Below are 22,754 nucleotides of genomic sequence, written 5' to 3' on the forward strand. Positions count from 1 at the left end.
GCTGAAGTCGGGCATGCCTGATCCCATGCCCCCAAGCTTTGTGTCTAGCCGGTCCGGCACGCTGCAAATTATTCTACAACGGAAGCGTGAACCAAAAGGTTGCGCCGGCTCCCAAAGTGCTGTCTACGCCGATCGTCCCACCATGCTGCTCAATGATCTCTGCGCAGATGGCTAGTCCAAGCCCGAGTCCGCTGTAGCCATTGGATGATTTTTCAGCCTGCCAGTAACGGTCGAATAATCTTGGAACCTGCTCCGGGGATATCCCGGGACCAAAATCTTTCACTGAAATTTTCGCATGTTCAGCTGTTTTTTCCAAGATCAGGTAAATCTGCTTTGAATCGGGAGCATATTTAACGGCATTGTTGACCAGATTCACCAGCACTTGTTCGATGCGGTGCTCGTCCGCAAATACCTTTAAGCGCTTCTCCCCGGTAACGATCAGCTCATAATTACCCTGAATGCGCACGTGGCTGCAGCAGGTATCTAAAATTTGAGGAATGTCAAACCAGGTTTTCTCCAGTTCGAGCCTGCCGCCGGAATGTTTGCTGATGTTTAGCAAATCCTCAACCAGGATATTCACTTTGGCCATTGATGCACTGGCGCCTTCAATCAGCCGCTTGGCCTTCGGACTTTCGAGCTCAGACTTGATCCGTTCGAGCAACTGAAGGTTCGCTTTGAGTACCGTAATGGGAGTCTTGAGCTCATGGGCGGCGATAGAAAGAAAATCCTCCCTTTTTTGCTCGTAGGCTTTCCGCTGGGTAATGTCCAGGGTAACCCCGATCATTCTTAAAGGATTGTTCTGGGCATCATAGCGGGGACTGCCAGAGGCATGTATCCAGCGCTGCCCGCCCTCAGGTAACTGGATTTGGTATTCTGCTTCATATATCCCGCCCGTTTTTATCGCATCTTGAACTGCCTTTTGTACCGTATCTCTGTATTGGGGAAGGATCGCCTGGATGAGGTCAGGGAAGTTAAATTCTTCAGCGATGTTCCTGCCGAAGTTCAATTTGCAGCGGTCACTGCATTCCATCTTTCCGGTCGCCAGTTCCAGGTCGTAGGAACCCAGGCTGGCTGCGCCCAGGGCAACTGACAACCGATCGGAAATGTCCTGTGCTGAATGTATGGCATGTACCTGCTGGGTCACTTCGCCTGCAACAATCATGATGGAGTGGCTGCGACCTTTTTTGTCTTTGATGGGCTTGTAGATGAAATTAAAATAGCAGTCTTCCAGTTTACCGTCCCGGTTGAGTGTCACCTTTTCGCCGGTGCCGTAAGCGGACTTCCCGGTAGTATATACCTGGTGTAAGATTTCGGAGAAAGGTTGTCCCTTGAGTTCAGGAAGCGCTTCTTCCAGGGGTTTTTCCAGGATTGCTCCTGTTTTTCCCCAAAGGCGCAGCAGCTCGGGGTTGGCCGATATGATCGAAAGCTCTGGCCCTGAGAGCAGGCCTATTGCTACAGGCGCGTCAAAGAAAAGTTCCAGCGCCCGCTTTTCGCTATAAGCCAGCGCGAGATTGCGTTTTTTAAGCTCCAGGTTAAGCGAGGTCAGCTCAATATTTTCTTTATCACTAGTTATTCCTGCAGCCACAAGGATTTTGTTTGCGGCGTTCAGTTCTTCATTAGCGGCATTATATTCTTCGTTGAGCTGGCTGAGCTCTTCATTGGTGGCGATGTACTCTTCGTTCACAGCGGCCAGCTCTTCATTGGTTTGGTTAAGCTGTAGCTGGATGCGTTCCAATTCTTGTCTAACCGTAACGATTTGAGTAATGTCGCTGATGGTGACCATGATCTTGGTCACCAAGCCGTCTGTTCCCAAAAGTGGCTGGTAAGCAAAGTCAATGTAATGCTTTTCTGAGCTGCCATCCATCCCGGTAATGTCTATGGCGGCTTCTTTGATGGCCAATGGATTCCCAGTGGCCATCACGTCGCGTAACATCTCCGGGAAGGGCTGGTCTAGGAGTTCGGGGAAGACTTCCAGGAACTTTCTTCCGAGGGTTTGTTCCGGACTGCGGCTCCATAGCGCTAAGATTGGGGCGTTGGCCATTTCAATAATAAATTCATTGCCCTGCAGGATGGTCATGCCGACGGGCGAACTGCTAATGAGTTGGGAACGTTCGTTTTCCAGGGTTTGCAGCTTCTGGTTGAGCCTGTGCTGTTCTTCATTGACCGCACTGAGTTCCTCGTTCGCTGCGTTAAGCTCTTCGTTGGTCACCTGGTATTCCTCGCCGAGGGCCTGAAGTTCTTCATTGGCGGCGTTGAGTTCTTCAGTAGTGGCGCGGTATTCTTCATTGATTACCTCCAGCTGCTCATAGGCGCGCTGTTCAGCGAGCGCCTTTTCCCGGGCAAGCTGTATGGCGTTTACACGCTCAGATACTTCGGTTGCGGTATGCAGTATGCAGATGACTTTGTCATTTTGGTCCTTGATCGGACGGTAAATAAAGTCAAAGTAGCAGATTTGCCTGTGGCCATTCAGGTTCAGCTCCGCCGGGACATTTTTAGCAGTGTAAGTTTGACCGCTCCGCTGGGCTTCTATTAACGTTTGGGTGAAGGGCTGTCCCTGTAGTTCTTTAAATGCCTGCTGGAAAGTCATGCCTCTCACGGATTTGTCTTTCCCAAAGATGGCGAGCATACCCTGGTTGATGGCTTCGACCCTCAGGTCTTCTCCGGTATAGATGGCTGTTGCATCACTGGAGAGCAGCAGGATGTCAAGAAGGGCAGTGTTCCCCAACGAATTTACAAAATCTGTCATTAAAGGTAATAACGGGAACCGGCAGTAGTCTCCCTTGATACAAAAATAGAAAAAGCAATGAAATATCAAAATGGAGGAAGATATAAACTTAAGTGATCCGATGATCAGCAGGAAGGAGACTCCGATGCACAAGGCCAATAGCATTGTAAGGCCTTCGGATAAGTCCGAAATTCTTTTGATTTGATCGAGTGGATGTCTATTTTTAGCAAAGTTTTTACCAATCATTCCACCCGATACATGACCGGACAAATAGCCAACAACGAGCGTTTTCAGGCCCTGGTAAGCGCAACATCAGATGTGGTTTACCGCTTAAGTGCAGACTGGGAGCTGATGTATGAGCTGGACGGACGCGGTTTTCTTAAAAGTACTTCTGCACCAATTACCGGTTGGAAGCAGGTCAATGTTTATGCAGCAGATATGGAAATGGTCAACGCTGCAATTGCCAGGGCGATTGAAGCCAAGTCCATGTTTGAGCTGGAACACCGGGTGAACAGGGCAGACGGTTCCATCGGCTGGACGGTTTCCAGGGCGGTACCTATACTGGATGAACAGGGAGAGATTAAGGAATGGTTCGGTGCCGCGACTGACATTTCCGCACGTAAGTTTGCTGAGGAAGCTTTACAGGCGGCCCGGGATGAAGCCATCAGGCTTCAACAGGTTTATGAAACGGTCACTGCCAATACGCCCGATCTGGTTTATGTGCTGGAACTGGATTACCGGATTTCCTATGCGAATCCCGCGTTGCTTCGGACCTGGGGTAAAAGCTGGGAGCAGGCCATAGGGAAGACTTTCCTGGAGAATGGTTACGAACCCTGGCACGCCGAGATGCATGAAAGGGAAATTGATTTGGTGGCCGCCACCGGCCAGCAGTTTCGGGGCGAAGTTAGTTTTGATCATGCAGTGCTGGGAAAAAGAATCTATGATTATTTGTATTCCCCTGTGTTGGATGTCAACGGCAAGGTGGTATCTGTTTCCGGTATCGCGCGTGATGTGACTGAGCGGAAAAATGAAGAACTGGCAAAACAAAAGCTTTCTGATGATCTGGCTGCGATCAATGAAGAGATGGCGGCTACCAATGAAGAACTCTCTGCCAGTAATGAAGATCTTGTAGTAACCAAAGGTTTGCTTGGCGGAGCGTTAGATAAGCTACTGCGCAGTGAAAACAAACTGCGTGATCTGATTGCCAATGCACCAGTTGCAATCGGCCTGCTCAAGGGTAGGGGAATGGTGGTGGAAACGGCAAACCAGCGGATTCTGGAAATTTGGGGAAAGAATGAAAGTGTAATTGGAAAACCATTGGTAGAGGCCTTGCCGGAGCTGATCGGGCAGGGTTTCCTGGAAATCTTAGATGAGGTGTTCGTCACTGGGGTAGCCTATGTGGCCAAAGAAGAATATGCGGTACTGGAAGGCCGGGAATGGTTCCTGAGTTTTGTCTACCAGCCGATATTTGGGAATGACGGAGCGGTTGAGAATATCCTGATCACTGCTACAGATGTCACGGAGCTGGTTCGCTCCAGACACCAGTTTGCCGAGGCAGAGGCGTCGCTGAGACTGGCGATTGAGGCAGCTGACTTTGGAACCTGGTGGATACATTCCGGGACCCGGGAATTTGTTACCTCCGATAGGACGAAACACCTGTTTGGATTTAATCCTACGGATCGCATAACCATCGAGGATGCGATAGGGCAGATCTTGCCGGAATACCAGCAATATGTGTCTGATAAGTTGGAAGCTGCGATATATGGTGGGGGGCACTATGATGTGAGCTACCCGGTTATCGGCTTACACGATCGGACTTTGCGCTGGCTGCGGGCGATTGGAGATTTGAAAAAAGATCCATCGGGAGCGTTCTCAGCTTTTACAGGGGTGGTAATGGACATCACAGCAGCTCACCTGGCAACGGAAAAAATCGAACGGGCGGAGCAGAATTTGCGTATGGCGACAGACGCGGCTGGCCTGGGCTCATTTTATATCAATCTTAAAGACAGGGAACTTGTAGCTTCTGACAAATTAAAAGCATTGTTTGGATATATGCCTGAAGAGCAACTGAGCTACCGGGATGCTTTAAAGCAAATCCCTGAAGAATATCGCCAGGAGGTGGATCTTCGCATCGCTCGATCGATAAAGACCGGGGAGCGCTTTGAGATGGAGTTTCCTGTAACCGGCTTAAAGGACGGTAAGGTCCGCTGGCTTCGTGCCATTGCGGCCATCCAGCACCAAGCCGGCAGGAAAGACGATTATTTTACCGGGGTGTTCCATGAGATTACTGAATACAAAATGGACGAAATCCGTAAGAATGATTTTATCGGGATGGTAAGCCATGAACTGAAGACTCCTTTGACTTCGCTCAACGGCTACCTTCAGCTGATGGAGCGCAAGGCAAGAAAGGTTGATGATCAAATCACAGCCAGCACCTCGGCCAATGCCTTAAAACAGGTCAAAAAAATGTCGGGCATGATCAATGGGTTTTTGAACGTTTCCAGGCTGGAGTCAGGTAAAATCGTATTGGATAAATCCCACTTCGATCTTAATGAACTGATCGCGGAGACGGTTGCAGATGTACTTTACCTGGAGACCGGCTCCCAGATTTTCTATGAGGGCTGCGCGGCGCTTGTAGTGTTTGCGGACCGGACCAAGATAGAGAGTGTACTATCGAATTTTTTGACCAATGCAATCAAATACTCCGGCAGCGGCACTCCGATAACTGTTCAATGTGGCTTATTTGGTGACAGCGCGCGGGTAAGCGTTACCGATAGCGGACAAGGGCTTATGCCCGGGGACCTGGAAAAGATCTTTGAGCGTTATTACCGGGTCGCTGAGAACAGCAACATTTCCGGCTTTGGCATTGGTTTGTACCTAAGTGCCGAAATCATCCAGCGACATGGGGGAAGAATCTGGGCGGAAAGTGAGCATGGAGCCGGCTCGGTATTCAGTTTTGAATTACCGCTGAATTGAGGGTTTTAAAATAAAGCTTGTCTGGGGGCAAAGCTTTTGCAGGCAAATGATTCTCGCATATTTTCCCTTGGGAAAACAATGATGTGCAGGGTCTTCAGCATTTTGTGTATGTCATATAAAGCAATTATAAGTGGATAGGGAGATGTCAAACTGGTTATAATGAAAGATTTTCCTTACATTGTTAACCTACGGCCTGTTCCAGGGCATTTACCACAACATTTATGGAAAGCAAAAATGCGCAGATCAGCTCGTTGATTGAACTCAATGATGAGCTTGAAAATTATTTCAGAAATACCATCATTCCGCAACTTTTTGTGGACGCCCACCTCATCTTAAGAAAATTCACCCCACCTGCCATGCGGCAGTTCAGTCTGGCGCTTACTGATGTCGGCCGGCCAATTGCGGACATCAGGGAAAACTTCCGCTTTCCGGCCATCGTTGAGAACATCCAGCACGTCATAGATTCCGGTGAGATCCTGGAGAAAGAAATTCAGACGACCGACATGCGCTGGTACCAGATGAATATACTGCCTTACCTGGTACAAAAGGAAAACAAGACCAATGGGGTGATCATCACTTTTGTAGAAGTGACCCGAAGGATCAAGGATTTAAAAGAGCAGGAGAAGATGATCGCAGAACATGAAATGTTGCTGGATACCATTTCCCATGATATCAAAACGCCACTGACCAGTTTGGGACTGACCATAGAGATGCTCAAAAAAATACCGGAAAAGGGCATGGCCAGGTTTCCCTTACTGCTGGAAAAGGTGGAAAACAGTTTGTTCAACATGCAGCAGGTCATCCGTGATCTGACCAGTGCACGCGTTGCAGGACATAAGTACCAAACCGTTGAAGAGTTGCTGGACTTTGATCACATCATGGAAGATGTAAGGCTTACGCTGGCCCCCCAGATTGAAGAATCAAAGGCAGTGATTAGATCTGAAATTGCGGTCTCGGAAATCATTTTCGTCCGGCGCAAGCTGCGTAGTATGATATATAACCTGATTAACAATGCCATTAAATACAGATCTCCCCAGCGCAGGCCTGAGATCCTGGTGCGAACGGAAAGGGAGGATGACTTCATGATCATCACTATTAAAGACAATGGTTCGGGTATCGCCCAGGCGGATCTGCCTGATATCTTTAAAAAATACCACCGCCTAAGCGATGTGGTGGAAGGATCGGGAGTGGGCTTGTACCTGGTGAATGAAATTGTTAGCCATTCGGGAGGAAAGATTTCCGTAGAGAGCACCCTTGGACAGGGTTCGGTATTCCGGATTTCCCTTAAGCTGGAGCCATTGGATTCCCGGGTTTAGGGTGGGGGTAGCTGGGCTAACTACCTATTCGTTTGATTCCTGAAACTATTACGGGCTCAGGGTGTTGGTTAGCTGATGGGCAGGCTTTGAATTCAGGCGGGATGGGTATTCTCTTAAAGGCGCAGGGGTAAAGATATGGTAAAGGAAATTTTCGTTTTGGAAGATGATCGGGATATCGGGTTTATTTTAAATCATATCCTGTTTGATGAAGGCTACCAGGTCAGCGTTTATGAGTCTATTTCCGCTTTTAAATACGCCCTTCGATTAGGAACGCCCGATTTGCTGCTGATGGATGTCCGGTTGCCTGATGGAAATGGCATGGAACTTTGTGAGGAGCTTAAAGCTGATTCGGCGTTTTCACTTCCGGTGCTGATGATGTCAGCCGACTGGCATCTCCACAACCAGGGTCAGTGTAAGGCAAACGAATACATTTCTAAACCGTTTGATATTGACCTGATTTTGAACAAAATTGGCAGCTATTTGAAGCCTGCGGTACAAGGGTGATATTGTACTGGTAACAGAATTTGCCAATATGGCTTTTCTGCACTAACGTTAATCGGCTCACAGCAGACCAGTGTCCTTGCATCGGCCGGGCCTTTGCCAGCAGCGTTTAATTTCTGTTTTTTGGCGAGGTCCTGATCCGAATCTGATAGTAAATTGATTATTCCGATGAACAAATTAAGCCTTATGACGGGGCTTTTCTGAAGTGATTTTCACTATGTTTCCAACCGCAGTTTTCCGTTCTTGTCGCAAGGCTATGTATAGATGATGATCGCACAAATTCTGGTTTGCTGGTCGCATGGTAAGGGCACGGGAACAGAATTAACAGTACAGCGCAATATGGATTGCCGCGCCACTAGCGCAACATTCCATAAGTATGAAGGGGTGTTGAACATCGTTTATTTCAACTCATGATATACTTTTTGAAGTAGCGATTTATTTCTCTCCAAATAAGCCGTCAATGATTCTGGCTCGATTCCAAAATCCGCTGCTTCTTGCGGGTCTACCTGATATCCTTCAGCATTTTGCCAAAGATAGGAATCGATGCCATATTTAAACAAGCCGCTGGCGATAGCATCTTGCTCAGTTTGGCTGATCGCCTCAAATCGTTTGCCTGTTACCGAGGACAGCACATCAGCAACCTCTGCCATAGTCAGTTTATCCCCTGTGATTGCAAATTCTTTTCGATTAAATTTATCCGGCTCCGCGAATGCTTCCGCTGCGAAACGACCAATATCATTCGGGGATATCCAATCTATTTTTGTTTCCGGCGCTATAGGCGTAATGATTTTACCTTGCGCAATGGTAGGGAACATCACTTCAGTCATAGGCGGTAGTAAATTGACCATGATGAACGGCGGTTTGATGATAGTCCAGCTCGCAAAGCCTGCTGCCTTAACAGCATCAATAGCTGCGGCTTTTTCTTCCCAGTATAGCGGTTCCCATCTGCCTTCTTCCCAACCGGCAAAGTTTTTATGGTCTCCGGCACGCGCAACAGAAGTATGCACGATCTGCTGTACTCCTGCGGCTTTCGCTGCTGTAATCAAATTATTTGCGTGGCGTGTTTCCTCGCCCTTATTTCCCGGGTGGCTTCCCATTTGTACAGAAAATACCCCTGTAGCGCCCTCAGCCGCCTTAGTTAAACTATCCAGATTGTCGAATGTAGCTTCAACGAGCGCTACATTTTTTGCGGCCAATGCCTTTGCCGCTTCGCTGTTTTTATCTCTGACGATTGCCCTTACCGCAATTTGTTTAGCTAATAATGCTGCTATAACTGCACCGCCTTGTGTACCGGTGGCACCGGCTACCAATATTAATGGTTTATTGCTCATATCTGTTCGATTAATTTTTTTGTAAATTTACGGTGCTACTGGTTTATAAAATATACCAGTTACCTAAAGGATGCCAGATATACAAGACGATAAAGCAATCATTGATCAGCAGATACGACACTTGCAGGATACGCTGTATGTAATCAACGGGAAGTGGAAGCTGCCTATACTGGTGGCTGTGCACCAGGGGAATACCCGCTTTCGTGACATCCAGCGGAGCGTTGGTGGCATTACTACCAAAGTATTATCAAAGGAGCTTAAAGAACTGGAACAAAATAAGCTGGTGCTGCGCAAGGTGTACGATGCTTCTCCCCCCAGCGTTGAATATACAACTACCACCTATTGTGATACCTTGCACAACATGATTGCTGAAATGATTGACTGGGGTAAAAACCACAGGAATAAGATAAAAGAGGATTGACCTGATTGCTCATGCCCTTTCAGGTAGCTGTGCTGATGGTCGGGAATTTTTTATTGGCCTGTAGTTTTCGGTACCGGGCTTTTCCAGTCAGGTGCTTGTAACTGCGGGATCCAATCAATGGCTTAGGCACAAACCGGATGATACCTGTTAATCAACACGCAGTTATCTTTGCGCCGCTTCAATCGCTTCCCCTATTTTCACTAAGGTATCCTCCGGGATCTGATCACTCGAATACCAGCAAATTCCCTGTTCTATGCAATCCGGCCATATGCTACCCAAAGAATCTGCACCTTGAAATACTTCATAGGTGTTGTCCTCAGCGGATGGTAAAATCCGGTAAACGTCATCGTCTGCTTTAACCTCAAATGCTTCCATACTTCCCTCAACATTTGGGACATCAAAACGTTTCATCTTTCTTTAAAACAAACCTAGCTGATCGGGCTTCGATGGCGGCAAGATCTTGTTGGGTTCTTCATCGGTATTGAGTGGCAGGGTCAAATCAATTCCCTTATTGGGGTTCTTTTTGGTCGATACCTTATTCACCTTTTTACTCACCCTGTACCGGTGCATCTTTTCCTTGGGAAAGGGTACACAAAGTGCCAGCAGCTCATCTACCGACCGCTTTTTATCCAGCCATATGTACTCGTCCGATTTATGCAGGATCACCGGCATCCGTTTCTTGTCGTGAATCTCAGCCACCAGCTCATTGGCCTGGCAGGTCATGATCCCGAAAGTATCGTATTGTTCTCCCGTCAACTGATCTACCCAGCGGCTCCAAAGTCCCGCGCAAGCAAAGGTCGCCCGGCCCGGGACGGTAAATCGGTAAGGCAGGCGTTCCGCATCTTCCTTTTTCCATTCGTAGAAACTGTCCATGATCACCAAACAGGTTTTGCGGAACTTCAACAGGGGGGCAAAGGTCTTTTTATCCATCACCTCCTCGCTGCGGATATTCCAGGTATCAAAACTTAGTGTCTTGCTTTCTGCGGTATGCGGCACAATCCCGAAATGCATCTTCTGCACCAGCGTCGGCTCATCAGCAGTGACCACATAACCAAAATCCGTGATGGCCACATTGGCGTCGGTTTCATAAGGTTCGGTCATCTGGTAAGGGTTCTCCTTAAGGAACTCTTTCTCTTCAGCGGTCAAGGTGTAGCGTGCGCACATAATCGTTATTTAAATAGTTCCTGTTCTTCCGTATAATAAGTTTTGCGCCCGCCGGTGGTGTCGGTTTTGATCTCATAGCCGGTCGGACTTTTCTCCAGCTTGTAATCGTGAACCTTCAGAAAATCCCTGACCTCAGCGTCGAAGTCATCCGGTATCGCCTTAGTGAGGTTCATAATCTCCTTGCGCAATACCTCATCGATGGCTTCATAGAGTGCTTTTACTTTTTGCTCAGGGATGGCCTTGGCGATCGAAAAAGGGGAGATGCGGGCATGCCAGAGGATTTCATCCGCGTAGGTATTGCCGATTCCCCGAATCAGTTTCTGATCCATGAGGAGCTGCTTGATCTGTATGCCTTTTTTAGCCAGCAACTCTTTGAAATAGGTCAGGGTAAAATCCTTTCCAAAGGCATCAGGCACTTTAGAGGGCTCGGGATTCAGGGTAGGAGTGGCCTGTTTCTGAAAATCGGTAAAGGCAAAACCATCGCCTCCCTTGAAATGAAAAGTGAGAATGCGGTATTTGACCGGTGCTTCCGGATCCAGCTTCTTCAGCTGGCCATGCAGCATCAAATGCAGTCCCAGGACATTGCCGCCACCAAAATGCAGTTGCAGGGTCTTGCCTTCGCGGCTGACCTCCTTTAACTGGTGCCCTTCCAGCTTTTCTTTCAGTTCCTTTTGGGTAACGTTCAGCTTTTTGCCGTATTCGATATGGAGGGTTTCCAGCGTTTTGTTCTTGAACTGTTTTTCGAGGTTGGCGGCGAAGACTTCAAGGTCAGGTAATTCAGGCATGGTCTAATGTTGTAAGTAGGCGGTAATATCGTCAATTGATTTGCCAGCTGCAAGTATGGCTTTTCTAAGCTCTTCCTCGCTGATCTCAAACTGTTCGGCCCAGAAGGCTACGTCGTCCGGTTCATCCACATCAACCTCGAAAGTTTCTGCCTTGCTGTTGAACTCTTCCAGCACTTTGCTCAGGATCTCGTCTAAGTAAGGTTTGAGTGCTTCCGGCTCAATTTGCCAGATGGCCGGGTTGTTAAAATTGGGGTAGACCTGGTCGCTGTAAAAATCTGTGCTGTCGGGATCAAGCAGGGTGATATCCAGCTCTACCGGTGGTTCAGCCACCGCAGAAAGCCAGCCGATCTGCTGGAAATCCTCATTGAAGATCGTGTAGTCTCCCGTTGCGCCCAGTACATCCTGAATTCTGAGGTTTTGGGTTTTTCCGGATAGCTCCATGCTGATGTGATGCGCGGCATCCGGGTCGTTGAAATGCAGGATGTCGATGAGTTCACGATCACGGTAAAAGTTAAATTGATAAGCTGCTGTCGGATCACCATGCTCAACCAGATAGGGTTGAATAAAGTCGTGAATGGCCTTGACCTGGGCAGCTTTGTCAACTACGGACTCGTTGAAGTAAAGTTCGAAATGGCTTGCCTGCGAGCTGACCACTACTTTTTCAAGCGGGAATGTGGATTTGAGCTGGCCGCCAAGCGCTTCCATCTGCTGGGCTGAGGTTTGTTTATCTTCCATGTTGAGCTATATATTTTGTTAAACAGCATTGAGGGCCTGGTTGTTTCCTTCTTCATAGATCAGGCGGTAGGCAGGGATCCCGGCTTGCAGCAAATGGAAAGTATAGCTTTGCCCGGGCTCACCGAATTCATCAAGCAGGTAAAACAGGTAAGCGGCCAGGTTTTGCGCAAAAGCCACAGCGTCGAGTTCCTTTTTTATGCTCAGGTAAAAATCCCTTCCATCGGCGGAAAATGCCCAGACCTCCGGGAAGCGCGCCAAGACAGCCCTTTTCACAATGGCATCCAATACCGGTACTTTTCTTTTGATCTTAATGCCCATTTGGATTGCGGTAATAGTCGATTACTTTATTTAAAAAACGTTCCCCTTTTTCCGTGAGCTCCGCGATTTCCCTTTGGTACTGCTCGGTTTTCTGACGGATGGCTTTTTGCAGGGCAATATTGCCGGTCCGTGGGTCACGCAGCACCAGGTTTTGTTTTAAGGTCGTCGCTTCCTGCTGGCTAAGTACTTTGTTGCCGAATTGCTGTTCGAATTCTTCCGGCGTGTACCACTGGCCGCTGGATTTATGATACAGCCAGACTTTATGCAATTTGGCCTCTACGATCAGGGGTAATAAGTTCCGGAATGTAGCCTGCTGGCTGCTTTGCTGTTGGTATGCGGTAGTTGTTCCCATATGCTGATTGTTTAATTGGTGCCGACATGGACGAAGCTGGTGACCCGAAGTCCCTTGCCGGAAAAAAGGATGACATAGATGTAATTGGACATGTTCAGGCTTTCCAGCAGCGCGAGTAAGGCGGGTCTAATCTGCTCGATGAAACTTTGCAGATAGGCCTCAGGGTCTGGGGCGACATGCTTTTCAAAATAGGCTTTGGACAATTGACTGATCCGCACGTTGATGAATTCATCGCGGTTCATGTCGATGAAGGCATCCTGCGCGTGAAGGTGCTGATGCAGTTTGGGTTTGCTCATGAGCCAGGCCTGCATGGCTTTATTGAAATGACTCCTGAATAGTGGGCTGACGGGTTTCATATTACATGGCTTTTACGATGATGATGTCTTCTATGCGGGTGGTGAATTTGCGGGAGAGGAATTGCTGTCGCATGGCCCATTTCTTCTCAAAGCCCATGGTGGCGTGGATCACGGTACCCCGTCCCTGGTTTTTATTGATCTGGTCGACGGCGGCCATGGCCTTTTTCAGTTTGCCGGCCTTGTCATCGCTAAGGGTAGAGAAGGCGTCCTGCTGGACCTGGTCATCGGGGCGCAGGTCGCGCAGTTCGATGCCGACTTTCTGGTAACGGTAGCCTTTGATGTAGATCCTGCGCAGGGCTTTCAGAGCTTCCTTGATCAGGACGCCGGTATTGCTGGTCGGCTGGGTCAGCCTGATCACGATATCCTTAGTGTACCTGTCCCTTTCGGCGACGAACTGGCTGGTCTGGGCGTAGACCATCAGCTTCGCGCAGACCGAACGCTGCTCCCTCATTTTACTGGCTGCATTGGCCACGTAATTGGATAGGGCTTCTTCCAGAGGGGAGAGTTCGGTGACCATGGTGTTGAAGGAGCGTGCGGTGGAGATGCCTTCTTTCAATGGCCGGACGTATTCCATGGGGATGCAGCGTTCTCCTTTGAGTTCGCGGTAGGTACGCCTGCCCTGGATGGTCATCAGCTTCAGCACGTAGCCTTCAGGCAGTTGTGTAAACTCGTAGGCGGTATAGACTCCGGCTTTGATGAGCTTGATGCCGTAGCGGGGGCCGATGCCCCAGACGTCATCGACTTCGGTAGCCTTCAATCCGGATTCTATTTTCTCGGGGGTATCCATCAGGAAGACACCCGTTTGCTTGTTGTTTTTCTTGGCGAGTTTGTTGGCAATCTTGGCCAGGGTACGGGTACTGCCGATGCCGATGCAGACGGGTACGCCGGTGTATTGCAGGATCCGGGCGCGCAGGGCGATGGCTTCCTGTTCCAGATCGGCGTATTTGTGGCCGGTCAGGTCGCAGAAGCATTCGTCGATGGAGTAGATTTCCTGATCGGGAAAACTGTCCCTGACGATTTGGGTAATCCTGCGCATCATGTCCTGGTAAAGGGTGTAGTTGGAGGAGCGCCACCAGAGTTTTCCGCTTTCGTGCTGCTCCCGCATCATAAAAAAGGGTGTTCCCATACGGATGCCGAGCTGTTCCTTGGCTTCGTTGCTGCGCGAGATGGCGCAGCCGTCGTTGTTGCTGAGTACGCAGCCGGCGCGGTTGCGCAGGGCGGGCTGGAATACCCGTTCGGCACTGACGTAGAAGTTGTTGGAGTCGATTAGCGCGATCATGGTCGTTGGGTTTAGCTTCTGATGAGTTGTTCGAAGCGGTTCAGCCTGGCGCTGTTTCTCCGGCGCTGGTCGAGTACACTATGGGGGACGACGCCCCAGATTTCAAACTGGGTGCTTTCGTTGCGCTGGATGGGTTTGAAATAGGTGTTGTCGGGCATGAGGTATTCTTTGCCGTTCTTGGTGAAATAGGAGCGGAGGATGAATTCGCTGTCCATAATGCCGACGACGATGTCGCCGGAACTTGGTGTGAGGGATCGGTCTACGACAAGCAGGTCGTCGGGGAAGATGCCGGATCCGACCATGCAGTCGCCGGTTACCCTTGCGAAAAAGGTGGCGGCGGGATATTTGGATACATAGGCGTTCAGGTCGATTTTTTCTTCTTCGTAGTCGGCGGCAGGGCTTTCGAATCCGGCGTGTATGGATTCCGCATACAGCGGGATGAGGGTTTCTGCGGTTCCCCTCTTGAACAGCTTTAACTCTTTCATATTGGACAAAATTAGGTGTACTGCAAAGCTAGGGCATTTCATGCCGGAAATGCAAATTAAATACTAATATATTTAGCTAAAATACTTTCCTAATAAGATTTATGTACTAATAATAATAGTAAAATTGCTTTGGTTGGTTTTGCCAAATGTGGGCTGGCGATAGTTTATGTAGTATTTTGTAACTTCGGGAGCTGATGGTTATCTAAAGCAGGATGAAAATGATGTTACCTTTTAGTTTGCCCAGGTTTAGCGCTGCGTTTTGCCTGTGTATTTTAGCTGTGCTGGTGCTTTCCTGTAAGAAGAAAGTCCCGGCGCCTGAGCAAGAGCCTGTTGTAGGAGCGAAACATGTGGATTTGTCGGGGCAGTTTTTGGAGCGGGACAGGGATTTGATTCTGGACCTAAACGCAGATGGCCGGGCAGATCTGCTGATGAAGGTACTGCCGATTGCTTTTGATCTGAATACCAAAACGAAGCTAACTTTCCAGGTGTATGCTACGGGGGTAAGCAGGGTGGCGGTGAATGTGACGGATGAGAGTTCGCCCGCTTTGCGCAAGGGTGACCAGGTTTTTTTTGGTTCTTTTTCAGGTTATGAATGGTTTCCGGCCAATCCTGTCATTATAATGGAGAAGGTTTCCTCTGCTGAGGCAATTACCTGGCAGGGAGCATTTTTGAGTGAGGAGCACCGTTTCCTGCCTTTGCAGTTGTTGCAGGAGGGTAAGCTGTATACGGCCTGGCTGGAGCTGAGTACGGATAAGCCCGGGGAAAAGGTGCATTTGCACCGTGCGGGTATTGCGCTCGAACCGGGTTCAACTATCATTTGCGGGCAGTAGGAAACTCCCACATAGACACATTAAACGTTTACTCATACCTTTAGGTAGATCACGTTTGCCTGACAAGGTTATTTCACTCATACAATGCACTCACAACATAAACGAGCTTTGAATCGGTAACAAAGCAAATATGGGGACATAATAAACTACTGAGGATGTATAACGTAGGGATCGTTGTCGAGTCACTGGATAACGCCATCTCTTTTTCACCGTTCTGCCCCGGTAAATTCCCTTGGTTATCTGCGGGTGATGTTCGCGGTTGAAAACCCGGAAGAACTGGTAGACAGGCTGCAATCGAGAAATGGTGCGGAATTGGTAGGCGAGATCGTCAATTATGAAAATGTTTAAAAACTGTGTTACGTCCGGGGATCTGAAGGTATCCTGGTGGGCTTGGCTGAACAGTTGAAAAACTAATTACCGTTCCGCGCTTTCTTTCCAGGAAGCCAGTAGCGATTCCGCTGCTTTTCCGTAAACCGGATCGCTTTCAGGAACGGGGATGCTATCCACGGTTTGTTGCACATGCTCTGGCCTTGGATCCTCCAGGCGGATTAAATCGGGCTCTTGACCATTGGGGTAGGCCCCTACTACTGCAAAGTCCTTGCTATCTCCAAGTGAAATGTGCCCAGTCCCTGCTGGCAGGATGATGACATCGCCGGGCTCTACATTTATTTTTTCTCCCTGAGGACCGCCAAGCTGTAGTTCGGCTGTCCCTTTGTAAACGCCCAATACTTCGTGGGTATTGGTGTGGTAGTGATGGTAATCGTACACCCGCCAGCGAAAGGCATTGCTCCAGCCGTTTTGTGCAAACCGCTCTTCTAAAAAATCAGCAGTAATCTTCCCGTTTTCATCAAACACCCCGTGATAGATCACCACGGGATACTTGCTGTTGGGTATGATCCCATCATCGCCCAGATTCAGTATCTCTGTTTTGCTTTCCATCGCGGTTTTTAAATTTCATGTCCGTAAATCTCAGCGCCTATTTCTTCGGCGAACCAAAGCGGGAGCTGCCCAAAACCGTTCCAGCAGATTCCTGCGGCTGTGATCTCCGGATACAGCTCCGCTAAAATCTTTTTACGGTCGCATACCCTGTAGCTACCGTCTTCCATAGGGATCACCTCTAAGGGCATTCCGGCGGCTGTGATTCGGTAAGGTTCGATTTCGTAAAAATGCGTTTTCATGGGCTACATATTGTGTTCTGTGATCAGTTCGCCGATCTGCTGGACAAATCCGTCCTCCAGCTCGTCCTGGGTGTTCCATTTCACCTGGTCGCCATCCGCCTCAGCAAAGATGGTCCCGATTTTATTTTCCCCGTCCATGATCCGGTACAGGCCGTTGTCCTGAGGCTCGATCAAAAAGCGGTCTTCCAGCAATTGTATTTCAAATGATTCCATGATCTGATAACAATACGCGAGGGCTAAGGTTTTCACAGAAACCAGGATACGCTTTGGCTGCTGCTGAATTTTTCGCAGTATCTCTGTTAAGTAATTGTAAATAAACTCTTCACTTAAGATTCAGGCACAGATATTGTTTTTTAGGCTTTGCCCATGAAAACTAAATTATTAACAGAAAAACTACCCGAAGTACTGGATTATGCGCTCGCTATAGTCATCAATTCGGTACCCGGATTTGCCGAGGCCGACAGCGGCACCAAAGCGCTTTACCAATCCATCACCAAAGAACTGCTTTCCCAGGAACTGAAATCCAAGAAGGAATTTGCGAAACGTAATCTTCGCCTGCTTGCAGGAAGGAAAAAGCATGGCATTTTGAAAGCTTCTGCTTAAGCTCAATTTGCACCTGTTCTCCTCCATATCATTAAATACATAACCGAGCCGAGGATGACGGTCAGCATCAATACGGTCAGCATTTTAATTCAACTAAACCAGTGGATCCTTTCCTAAAACCTCCTTTTAAATGGTGACCCTTCCGCCCGTAACCGGGATCGTTGCTCCTGCAATGTAACTTGCGGCATCGGAAGCCAGGAATACATAAGCTGCAGCAACTTCCACAGGTTGCCCGGGCCTGCCCATGGGTACATCCTTTCCGAAGTTTTCGGGCTCTGGCATGGTTGCCGGAATCAGGGGCGTCCAGATCGGACCGGGTGCTACTGAATTGACACGTATACCTTTTTTAGCTTCCAAAAGATGCTGCGCAAGGTTCGCCGTGAAGTTCAGTATTGCACTCTTTGTTGCCGCATAGGGCAGTAGATGTGAGGTAGGGTCAAAGGCCTGTACGGAAGTCGTGTTGATGATGCTGCTGCCCGGCTTCATGTGAGGTACTGCTGCTTTCGATAAGTAGAACATGGGATGGATGTTCGTATTGAACGTATGCTGCCATTCTTCAGCAGAGATTTCATCCATACTTTCTCTGGCCATTTGGAAAGCCGCATTGTTCACCAGGATGTCGATCTTGCCGAATTCGGCAACCGCGCGATCGATGATCTGCTTACAAATGGCAAGCTCACTGATGTCGCCTTTGACCAGTATGGCTTTCCTCCCCGCTTTTTCCACCCATGCGGCAGTATCCCTGGCATCCTTGTCTTCCTCATCCCCGAGATAAGAAATCAGCACATCAGCCCCTTCGCGGGAATAGGCAATGGCTACGGCTTTACCAATTCCCGAATCTCCGCCGGTAATAACCGCAGTTTTGCCCTCGAGTAAACCTGTGCCCTGGTAACTATCTTCCCCATGGTCAGCCTGGGGCTTCATTTTTGCTTCTTCACCCGGAAGGCTTTGCTCTTGTTTTGGGAAAGGGGGGACGGGATATTTCGTGTGTGGGTTTTGATCTGTTTTCTCTTTCATCATATATAAACTATCTGGTAAAATGATTAAATTTCTATTTCAGTTTGAGCTTATTTTCCGGCCGGGAATACCGATGAAGCCATGAGTTCATCCAGCCTGATCACCGGGAAAGAAACACTGGAACTTTTTGCGGCAATCTCAGCTCCCGCGGAAATCGCTCTCGCAGATTTTTTGGAATTCTTTTTTGTTGCAGCCATATCTGGTCGGTTTTATACCGGGATAACACCTTTGCCCGGGATAGGTTCTCAATAAAATCATTTAGCTGGTATAAGCGGGTAAGCACCTGGATTAGATCCAGCCATAACCTTCTCCGTCTTTATACCTGATCTGGAAATCCCTCAGCCAGGAATTTAGCGTTGAGGTTTCATTTCACGGATGAATGCTTATTTTTGGGTATGAACAATCCCGATCCTAAATTCAATAACGCGCAGGAACTCACCATCAGTGCCGGAGAGGCGCAGTTGAGGTCAATAGCCTATTTTTTGCCTTTTGCCCTGATCTTCGGTTTGGCCTTTTACGCCTTATGGCCGGACAGACTTTCTTCAGCGAATTATAAAGCCGCCTTTCCCTCGGGCGCAGCCGGAATTGCCTTGCTTGTTGGGGTCATGATCGGCGGGGTGATCGTTCATGAGCTGATCCATGGGATCACCTGGTCAAGGTTTGCAGCATCGGGGTTTCGTTCCATTCGGTTTGGCATCCTATGGAAATCGATGACGCCTTATTGTCATTGCAAAGAGCCGCTGAAAGTAAGCCATTACCAGATCGGTGCGGCCGCACCGGGTCTGATCCTGGGGATAATACCTGCTGCGATCGCTCTATTTACAGGTAGCATTTTATTACTGGCCTTCGGACTTTTCTTCACCATGGCCGCGGGTGGGGATTTAATGATCATTCTGATGCTGCGAAAGCAGGATCAGGACAGCCTGGTGCAGGACCATCCCTCAAAAATTGGCTGCCTGATCTATCCCAAATATTCTTAATAAATTTCATCTGAATCAAAGGTGAATAGGGTTTCGAGCCTAATACTTCTTAGTGGGATAAGTTCATTCTTAGATCTCTTATACTGTAGCTGACAAAACAACCCGCCAGAAAAGAAATTGACCCGCCCAAGTATTAACTTTTTGTTGAAGATTAGTTATTTCAGCTCATACACTGCGCTGACTACATAACTGAGTTTGATCTTCTTAAACCCAATGTTTGTACCCTGGGCTGATGATTGCTGGAGAGCTACCTCATCCATCATGAGCATGGCCTGCGGACTGTTTTCAGCCGAAGACTCCCGCACTTCCAGCAGTTTACCTAGTGTGCTTTCCCCTGCCTCAGCCAGGTATCCAGCTTTAGCTTTGGCGTCTTTCAAAGCTTTTATTTTAATTTCCTTTTTGCGCTCGGCCAACCTGGAATAGTCATAGCTTTCTACCTGAGTATACTCGATTGACTTTGGGTCTAAGGCGCTAAGGATCGTATTGATGTTGTCTAGTTCGTTCATCCGGATACGGTATTGTTTACGGATGATAAAATCTGGATTTTTCTGCTTTGGGCTAGGGTTGCTGTAGCTGGAAACGTCATTGATCCGAAGGTCCTTTTTAGGTATTCCCGCTATATTGACCGCTTCGAACAATTGTTCCTCCAAATCTTTAATCGCCACTTTTCTCCCGTTGCTGCCGGTATATTCTTTGAGGGCGATTCCGAAGTAAATGATATCAGGGGTGACTTCCTCTTCCGCATATCCGGTCACAAAGATTTTTCTGCGGCTATCGAATTGTTCAGAACAGGAGGCCAGGGTAATTGCTGAAAGTAACAGCAGGATGGATAGTCTTTTCATATTGATCGTTTTATTGAAGATGCGCATTTTCTTTGAAATCCATATTTGACCAAATCTTTGGTGACAACGAAATTGGCAATTTTACTATGCAGGCATAATTCTTTAACAAATATTTTGACGGGTACTTTTCCATTGGTATCTTTGTCCCGAGAGCGTTAATTTAAAACGGGGTTGGGTCGCCAGATTCAGCCCCGTTTGTTTTTAAAGGTCCTTGCCTTCGCGCTTATCCGATTGCACGGCGGCTGCATATAGCTGCTGAAGGTTTGTTCCTCTGTAGGTTGAACTGGCTTCGGCAAAGCGGTGCTGGGGATCTATCAGAATTTTCCAGTCCAAGCTCCAGCCCCGTTTTGATCCCGGATTCAGGATCGTCGATTTTTAAGTAAAATGGAATCCCGGCCATCTTGCGGAAACCATATCCTCCAGTAAACGTTGTAAGTTTATGGGCAAAATCAGTTTACAAGTCATAGGTTGCGGCGATGCATTTGCCAGTGGAGGACAATTGCACACCTGCTTTTACCTGAAAATTGGCGAAAAGGGTGTGCTGATCGATTGCGGCGCCACAACTTTGCATGGCTTAAAGCGCTACGGGATTGATCCGGAAGATATCGATTTGATTGTCATCAGCCACCTTCACGGTGACCATTATGGAGGCATCCCATTCCTGCTGATGGATGCGGCAGTAAAGGACCGGAAGAAAAAGTTACGTATTGTTACCCCTGATACAGGCGAGGCCAGAATTAAAGCGCTATTGCAGCTCCTTTATCCAGGATCTGACAAAACAGAAAAACTGCCACTTGAGTTCCTGGAATACCAGGCCAATGTCCCATTAAATCTTGGAGTGTTGAGGCTGGAAGCTTTTCCTGTCATACATTCAGAAGCTGCCTTATCACATGGACTGCGGATACAGGTTGGCGAACTGGTGCTGAGCTATTCAGGAGATACTTGCTGGACGGACGCGCTGATTTCTTTGAGCGAGGGTGCTGACCTTTTCATTTGCGAATGCAATTTCTATGATACTAAAACTCCAAGCCACATGAATTACCTGGAGCTGCGGTCCAATCTGCCGCGGCTGAGCATGAAACAAATCCTGTTGACCCACCTCAGCGGAGAAATGCTGGACCGCCTTGATGCTATAGATTTGCCGGTGGCAAAGGAAGGCATGGACATTCCATTGGCGTAATTCAAATTTTAAGAACGATTCGGTTTATAAACTGTTAAATAAACACATCAAAACCTATCATCATGAATACTCAGGAAAATCAAAAGGACAATTCGCTGCTAGGCAGCCAGGAACCGCACCAAAAAGAAGAGTTGGATCAGGCCAGTGCTGCCAGCACACCTTCATTTACGCTGGAACCTGAAAAGGGTATTGGTCCGGAGCCTGGAGCGGAAGAACAGGGTAATGTCAAGCAAGCCGGTACCAGTATCGCAGCGCAGGTACAAGCTACAGCTGGGGGATTCGATCCGGTAAACGAATTAGACCTTGATGCCGGGGAAAACGATGTCACCGCTGATGACCTACAGGCGCTCGGCGGCGCGGATGAAAATGCCGACGAGGAAGAAAGCACCATGTCCTAATAGGTAGGGTTGGGCGGGGCTGGGCACTGGCGTTCCGAAGCCATTTTTCTTTGCCTGAGGTATTTGCAGGGCAAAGGCCGTACAAAATGGAAAAGAAATTTGGCTGATATTGACATTATACCAATGGCGTATGTATCGTTTCAATTGAAACAATTCCCGCACAATTCGTTTTCAAATCATTTGTTATTAATCCCTTAAAAACATCCCATGAACGACGATCCAAAATCAATCCTGGAAACAGCCAACGCCGCGATCACAGTAGGCGACTATGAAGGCTTTTTAAGCTACTGCACAGAAGATACTTTATGGAATTTTGTCGGCGAACAGGTCCTGAAAGGCAAGGAGCAGGTCAGGGAGTATATGCTAAAGACCTATCAGGAGCCGCCAAAGTTTAAAGTCAAGCAGCTGATTGCAGGTACCGACCACGTGGTGGCGATGGGAGTGATCAGCCTCACAAATGCAGAGGGCAAGCTAATAGATTACAACTACTGTGACGTATGGAAACTAAAGGACGGGAAACTGCACGAGCTGGATGCCTATGTCCTGGAAACCAAAACCGGCAACTCGCAGCATGAAGGGCAAACCGTCATCGGTTCGGGGTTCAGTTACGATGAAGCAAAAGAACATACCGACGAAAGTAAACCTGCGTCCCAGACAAGTGAGGATCAAATCGTCGATCTACCGGATCTTGGAATCCCAGGCAGGCCCTGACGATATAGATTGAATCTACAGCAAGCCGCCTCAGTAAATGCGGTAGCGGAGCGATAGGTTGCGCGCAATTGCGGCCAGCAGATCTACCCGCTCAGAAATGGTCGCATCAGAGCGCCAGTAACCATCATTGCCCCTGGTCAGTTCATATTCCTCGCCCTCCATCTCGATACGGATCAGCGTGGTATCCCTGGTAATCGACCTGGTCAGAACCGTGTAAGTATAATCTTTTTGTTCAAAAGTGATGCGAAGCGGCAGACTCATGCGGCGAAGA

Annotated in this window: 28 protein-coding genes; 10 read left to right on the forward strand and 18 right to left on the reverse strand. The window is 48.4% G+C overall.

From position 1 onward, the window contains the following. Positions 1–73: 73 nt before the first annotated feature. On the reverse strand, positions 74–2,746 hold the full coding sequence (locus WAE59_RS06305) for a PAS domain-containing protein (RefSeq protein ID WP_337855089.1): 2,673 nt from the start codon (positions 2,744–2,746) through the stop codon (positions 74–76). Between the two features lie 237 nt (positions 2,747–2,983). Between WAE59_RS06305 and WAE59_RS06310 the strand changes: the two genes are divergently transcribed. The 3 genes from WAE59_RS06310 to WAE59_RS06320 all read left to right on the forward strand — a co-directional run bounded on the left by WAE59_RS06310 (position 2,984) and on the right by WAE59_RS06320 (position 7,521). Next, complete coding sequence (locus tag WAE59_RS06310) at positions 2,984–5,701, forward strand: PAS domain-containing sensor histidine kinase (protein WP_337855090.1); 2,718 nt, start codon at positions 2,984–2,986, stop codon at positions 5,699–5,701. 221 nt (positions 5,702–5,922) lie between these two features. Then, positions 5,923–7,017 carry a sensor histidine kinase gene (locus tag WAE59_RS06315; RefSeq protein WP_337855091.1) on the forward strand — a complete coding sequence of 365 codons (1,095 nt, stop codon included), beginning with the start codon at positions 5,923–5,925 and terminating at the stop codon, positions 7,015–7,017. A 135-nt stretch (positions 7,018–7,152) separates the two neighbouring features. Next, on the forward strand, positions 7,153–7,521 hold the full coding sequence (locus WAE59_RS06320) for a response regulator transcription factor (RefSeq protein WP_337855092.1): 369 nt from the start codon (positions 7,153–7,155) through the stop codon (positions 7,519–7,521). 395 nt (positions 7,522–7,916) lie between these two features. Here WAE59_RS06320 and WAE59_RS06325 read toward each other — a convergent pair whose 3' ends face one another. Then, positions 7,917–8,849, reverse strand: coding sequence for an NmrA/HSCARG family protein (locus WAE59_RS06325; protein ID WP_337855093.1), 933 nt, complete (start codon positions 8,847–8,849; stop codon positions 7,917–7,919). Positions 8,850–8,919: 70 nt separating this feature from the next. Between WAE59_RS06325 and WAE59_RS06330 the strand changes: the two genes are divergently transcribed. Next, complete coding sequence (locus WAE59_RS06330; RefSeq protein ID WP_337855094.1) at positions 8,920–9,270, forward strand: winged helix-turn-helix transcriptional regulator; 351 nt, start codon at positions 8,920–8,922, stop codon at positions 9,268–9,270. Between the two features lie 162 nt (positions 9,271–9,432). Here WAE59_RS06330 and WAE59_RS06335 read toward each other — a convergent pair whose 3' ends face one another. From WAE59_RS06335 to WAE59_RS06375, 9 genes are read right to left on the reverse strand one after another with little or no spacing between them, the layout of a single operon-like run. Continuing rightward, positions 9,433–9,681 (reverse strand): hypothetical protein, encoded by a 249-nt coding sequence (locus WAE59_RS06335; protein WP_337855095.1) that lies wholly within the window; start codon positions 9,679–9,681, stop codon positions 9,433–9,435. Between the two features lie 6 nt (positions 9,682–9,687). After that, on the reverse strand, positions 9,688–10,434 hold the full coding sequence (locus WAE59_RS06340; RefSeq protein WP_337855096.1) for an SOS response-associated peptidase: 747 nt from the start codon (positions 10,432–10,434) through the stop codon (positions 9,688–9,690). Positions 10,435–10,439: 5 nt separating this feature from the next. After that, positions 10,440–11,219: an Fpg/Nei family DNA glycosylase gene (locus WAE59_RS06345; RefSeq protein ID WP_337855097.1), complete on the reverse strand. Its 780-nt coding sequence runs from the start codon at positions 11,217–11,219 to the stop codon at positions 10,440–10,442. 3 nt (positions 11,220–11,222) lie between these two features. Further along, positions 11,223–11,954: a DUF3606 domain-containing protein gene (locus WAE59_RS06350; protein ID WP_337855098.1), complete on the reverse strand. Its 732-nt coding sequence runs from the start codon at positions 11,952–11,954 to the stop codon at positions 11,223–11,225. A gap of 18 nt (positions 11,955–11,972) precedes the next feature. Next, a complete protein-coding gene (locus tag WAE59_RS06355) occupies positions 11,973–12,272 on the reverse strand; it encodes a hypothetical protein (RefSeq protein WP_337855099.1) in 300 nt (99 codons plus the stop codon). Then, entirely contained in the window at positions 12,262–12,624 is a 363-nt protein-coding gene (locus tag WAE59_RS06360) for a hypothetical protein (RefSeq protein ID WP_337855100.1), read from the reverse strand. Before WAE59_RS06360 ends, WAE59_RS06355 begins: the two co-directional genes overlap by 11 nt. 11 nt (positions 12,625–12,635) lie before the next feature. Continuing rightward, positions 12,636–12,980: a hypothetical protein gene (locus WAE59_RS06365; RefSeq protein ID WP_337855101.1), complete on the reverse strand. Its 345-nt coding sequence runs from the start codon at positions 12,978–12,980 to the stop codon at positions 12,636–12,638. Position 12,981: 1 nt separating this feature from the next. Further along, positions 12,982–14,259, reverse strand: a complete 1,278-nt coding sequence (locus tag WAE59_RS06370; protein ID WP_337855102.1) for a Y-family DNA polymerase — start codon at positions 14,257–14,259, stop codon at positions 12,982–12,984. 11 nt (positions 14,260–14,270) lie between these two features. After that, positions 14,271–14,744 (reverse strand): LexA family protein, encoded by a 474-nt coding sequence (locus WAE59_RS06375; protein WP_337855103.1) that lies wholly within the window; start codon positions 14,742–14,744, stop codon positions 14,271–14,273. A gap of 212 nt (positions 14,745–14,956) precedes the next feature. On the opposite strand from WAE59_RS06375, the gene WAE59_RS06380 reads away from it, so the two are divergent. After that, a complete protein-coding gene (locus WAE59_RS06380; protein WP_337855104.1) occupies positions 14,957–15,574 on the forward strand; it encodes a hypothetical protein in 618 nt (205 codons plus the stop codon). Between the two features lie 414 nt (positions 15,575–15,988). Here the strand turns inward: WAE59_RS06380 and WAE59_RS06385 are convergent, their stop codons facing one another. From WAE59_RS06385 to WAE59_RS06395, 3 genes are read right to left on the reverse strand one after another with little or no spacing between them, the layout of a single operon-like run. Further along, the gene (locus tag WAE59_RS06385) at positions 15,989–16,513 is read right to left on the reverse strand and encodes a cupin domain-containing protein (protein WP_337855105.1); all 525 of its coding nucleotides are present in this window, start codon (positions 16,511–16,513) and stop codon (positions 15,989–15,991) included. A gap of 8 nt (positions 16,514–16,521) precedes the next feature. Continuing rightward, entirely contained in the window at positions 16,522–16,752 is a 231-nt protein-coding gene (locus WAE59_RS06390) for a hypothetical protein (protein ID WP_337855106.1), read from the reverse strand. 3 nt (positions 16,753–16,755) lie between these two features. Then, on the reverse strand, positions 16,756–16,965 hold the full coding sequence (locus tag WAE59_RS06395) for a hypothetical protein (protein ID WP_337855107.1): 210 nt from the start codon (positions 16,963–16,965) through the stop codon (positions 16,756–16,758). 153 nt (positions 16,966–17,118) lie between these two features. On the opposite strand from WAE59_RS06395, the gene WAE59_RS06400 reads away from it, so the two are divergent. After that, positions 17,119–17,355, forward strand: a complete 237-nt coding sequence (locus WAE59_RS06400) for a hypothetical protein (RefSeq protein WP_337855108.1) — start codon at positions 17,119–17,121, stop codon at positions 17,353–17,355. Positions 17,356–17,481: 126 nt separating this feature from the next. On the opposite strand, the gene WAE59_RS06405 is transcribed toward WAE59_RS06400, so the two are convergent. Beyond that, entirely contained in the window at positions 17,482–18,375 is an 894-nt protein-coding gene (locus WAE59_RS06405; RefSeq protein WP_337855109.1) for an SDR family oxidoreductase, read from the reverse strand. A gap of 47 nt (positions 18,376–18,422) precedes the next feature. Then, on the reverse strand, positions 18,423–18,569 hold the full coding sequence (locus tag WAE59_RS06410) for a hypothetical protein (protein ID WP_337855110.1): 147 nt from the start codon (positions 18,567–18,569) through the stop codon (positions 18,423–18,425). Between the two features lie 198 nt (positions 18,570–18,767). Between WAE59_RS06410 and WAE59_RS06415 the strand changes: the two genes are divergently transcribed. Then, positions 18,768–19,352 carry a DUF3267 domain-containing protein gene (locus WAE59_RS06415; RefSeq protein ID WP_337855111.1) on the forward strand — a complete coding sequence of 195 codons (585 nt, stop codon included), beginning with the start codon at positions 18,768–18,770 and terminating at the stop codon, positions 19,350–19,352. Between the two features lie 155 nt (positions 19,353–19,507). Here the strand turns inward: WAE59_RS06415 and WAE59_RS06420 are convergent, their stop codons facing one another. Further along, positions 19,508–20,194, reverse strand: a complete 687-nt coding sequence (locus WAE59_RS06420) for an SIMPL domain-containing protein (protein WP_337855112.1) — start codon at positions 20,192–20,194, stop codon at positions 19,508–19,510. Between the two features lie 439 nt (positions 20,195–20,633). On the opposite strand from WAE59_RS06420, the gene WAE59_RS06425 reads away from it, so the two are divergent. From WAE59_RS06425 to WAE59_RS06435, 3 genes are all read left to right on the forward strand, one after another. After that, positions 20,634–21,374, forward strand: coding sequence for an MBL fold metallo-hydrolase (locus tag WAE59_RS06425; RefSeq protein WP_337855113.1), 741 nt, complete (start codon positions 20,634–20,636; stop codon positions 21,372–21,374). Positions 21,375–21,436: 62 nt separating this feature from the next. Beyond that, a complete protein-coding gene (locus WAE59_RS06430; RefSeq protein WP_337855114.1) occupies positions 21,437–21,772 on the forward strand; it encodes a hypothetical protein in 336 nt (111 codons plus the stop codon). 207 nt (positions 21,773–21,979) lie between these two features. Continuing rightward, positions 21,980–22,483 (forward strand): nuclear transport factor 2 family protein, encoded by a 504-nt coding sequence (locus tag WAE59_RS06435; RefSeq protein WP_337855115.1) that lies wholly within the window; start codon positions 21,980–21,982, stop codon positions 22,481–22,483. A 30-nt stretch (positions 22,484–22,513) separates the two neighbouring features. On the opposite strand, the gene WAE59_RS06440 is transcribed toward WAE59_RS06435, so the two are convergent. Then, positions 22,514–22,744, reverse strand: a complete 231-nt coding sequence (locus WAE59_RS06440; protein ID WP_337855116.1) for a hypothetical protein — start codon at positions 22,742–22,744, stop codon at positions 22,514–22,516. Positions 22,745–22,754: the final 10 nt, after the last annotated feature.

The sequence above is a fragment of the Pedobacter sp. GR22-6 genome (assembly GCF_037402555.1).
Classification (GTDB): Bacteria; Bacteroidota; Bacteroidia; order Sphingobacteriales; family Sphingobacteriaceae; genus Pedobacter.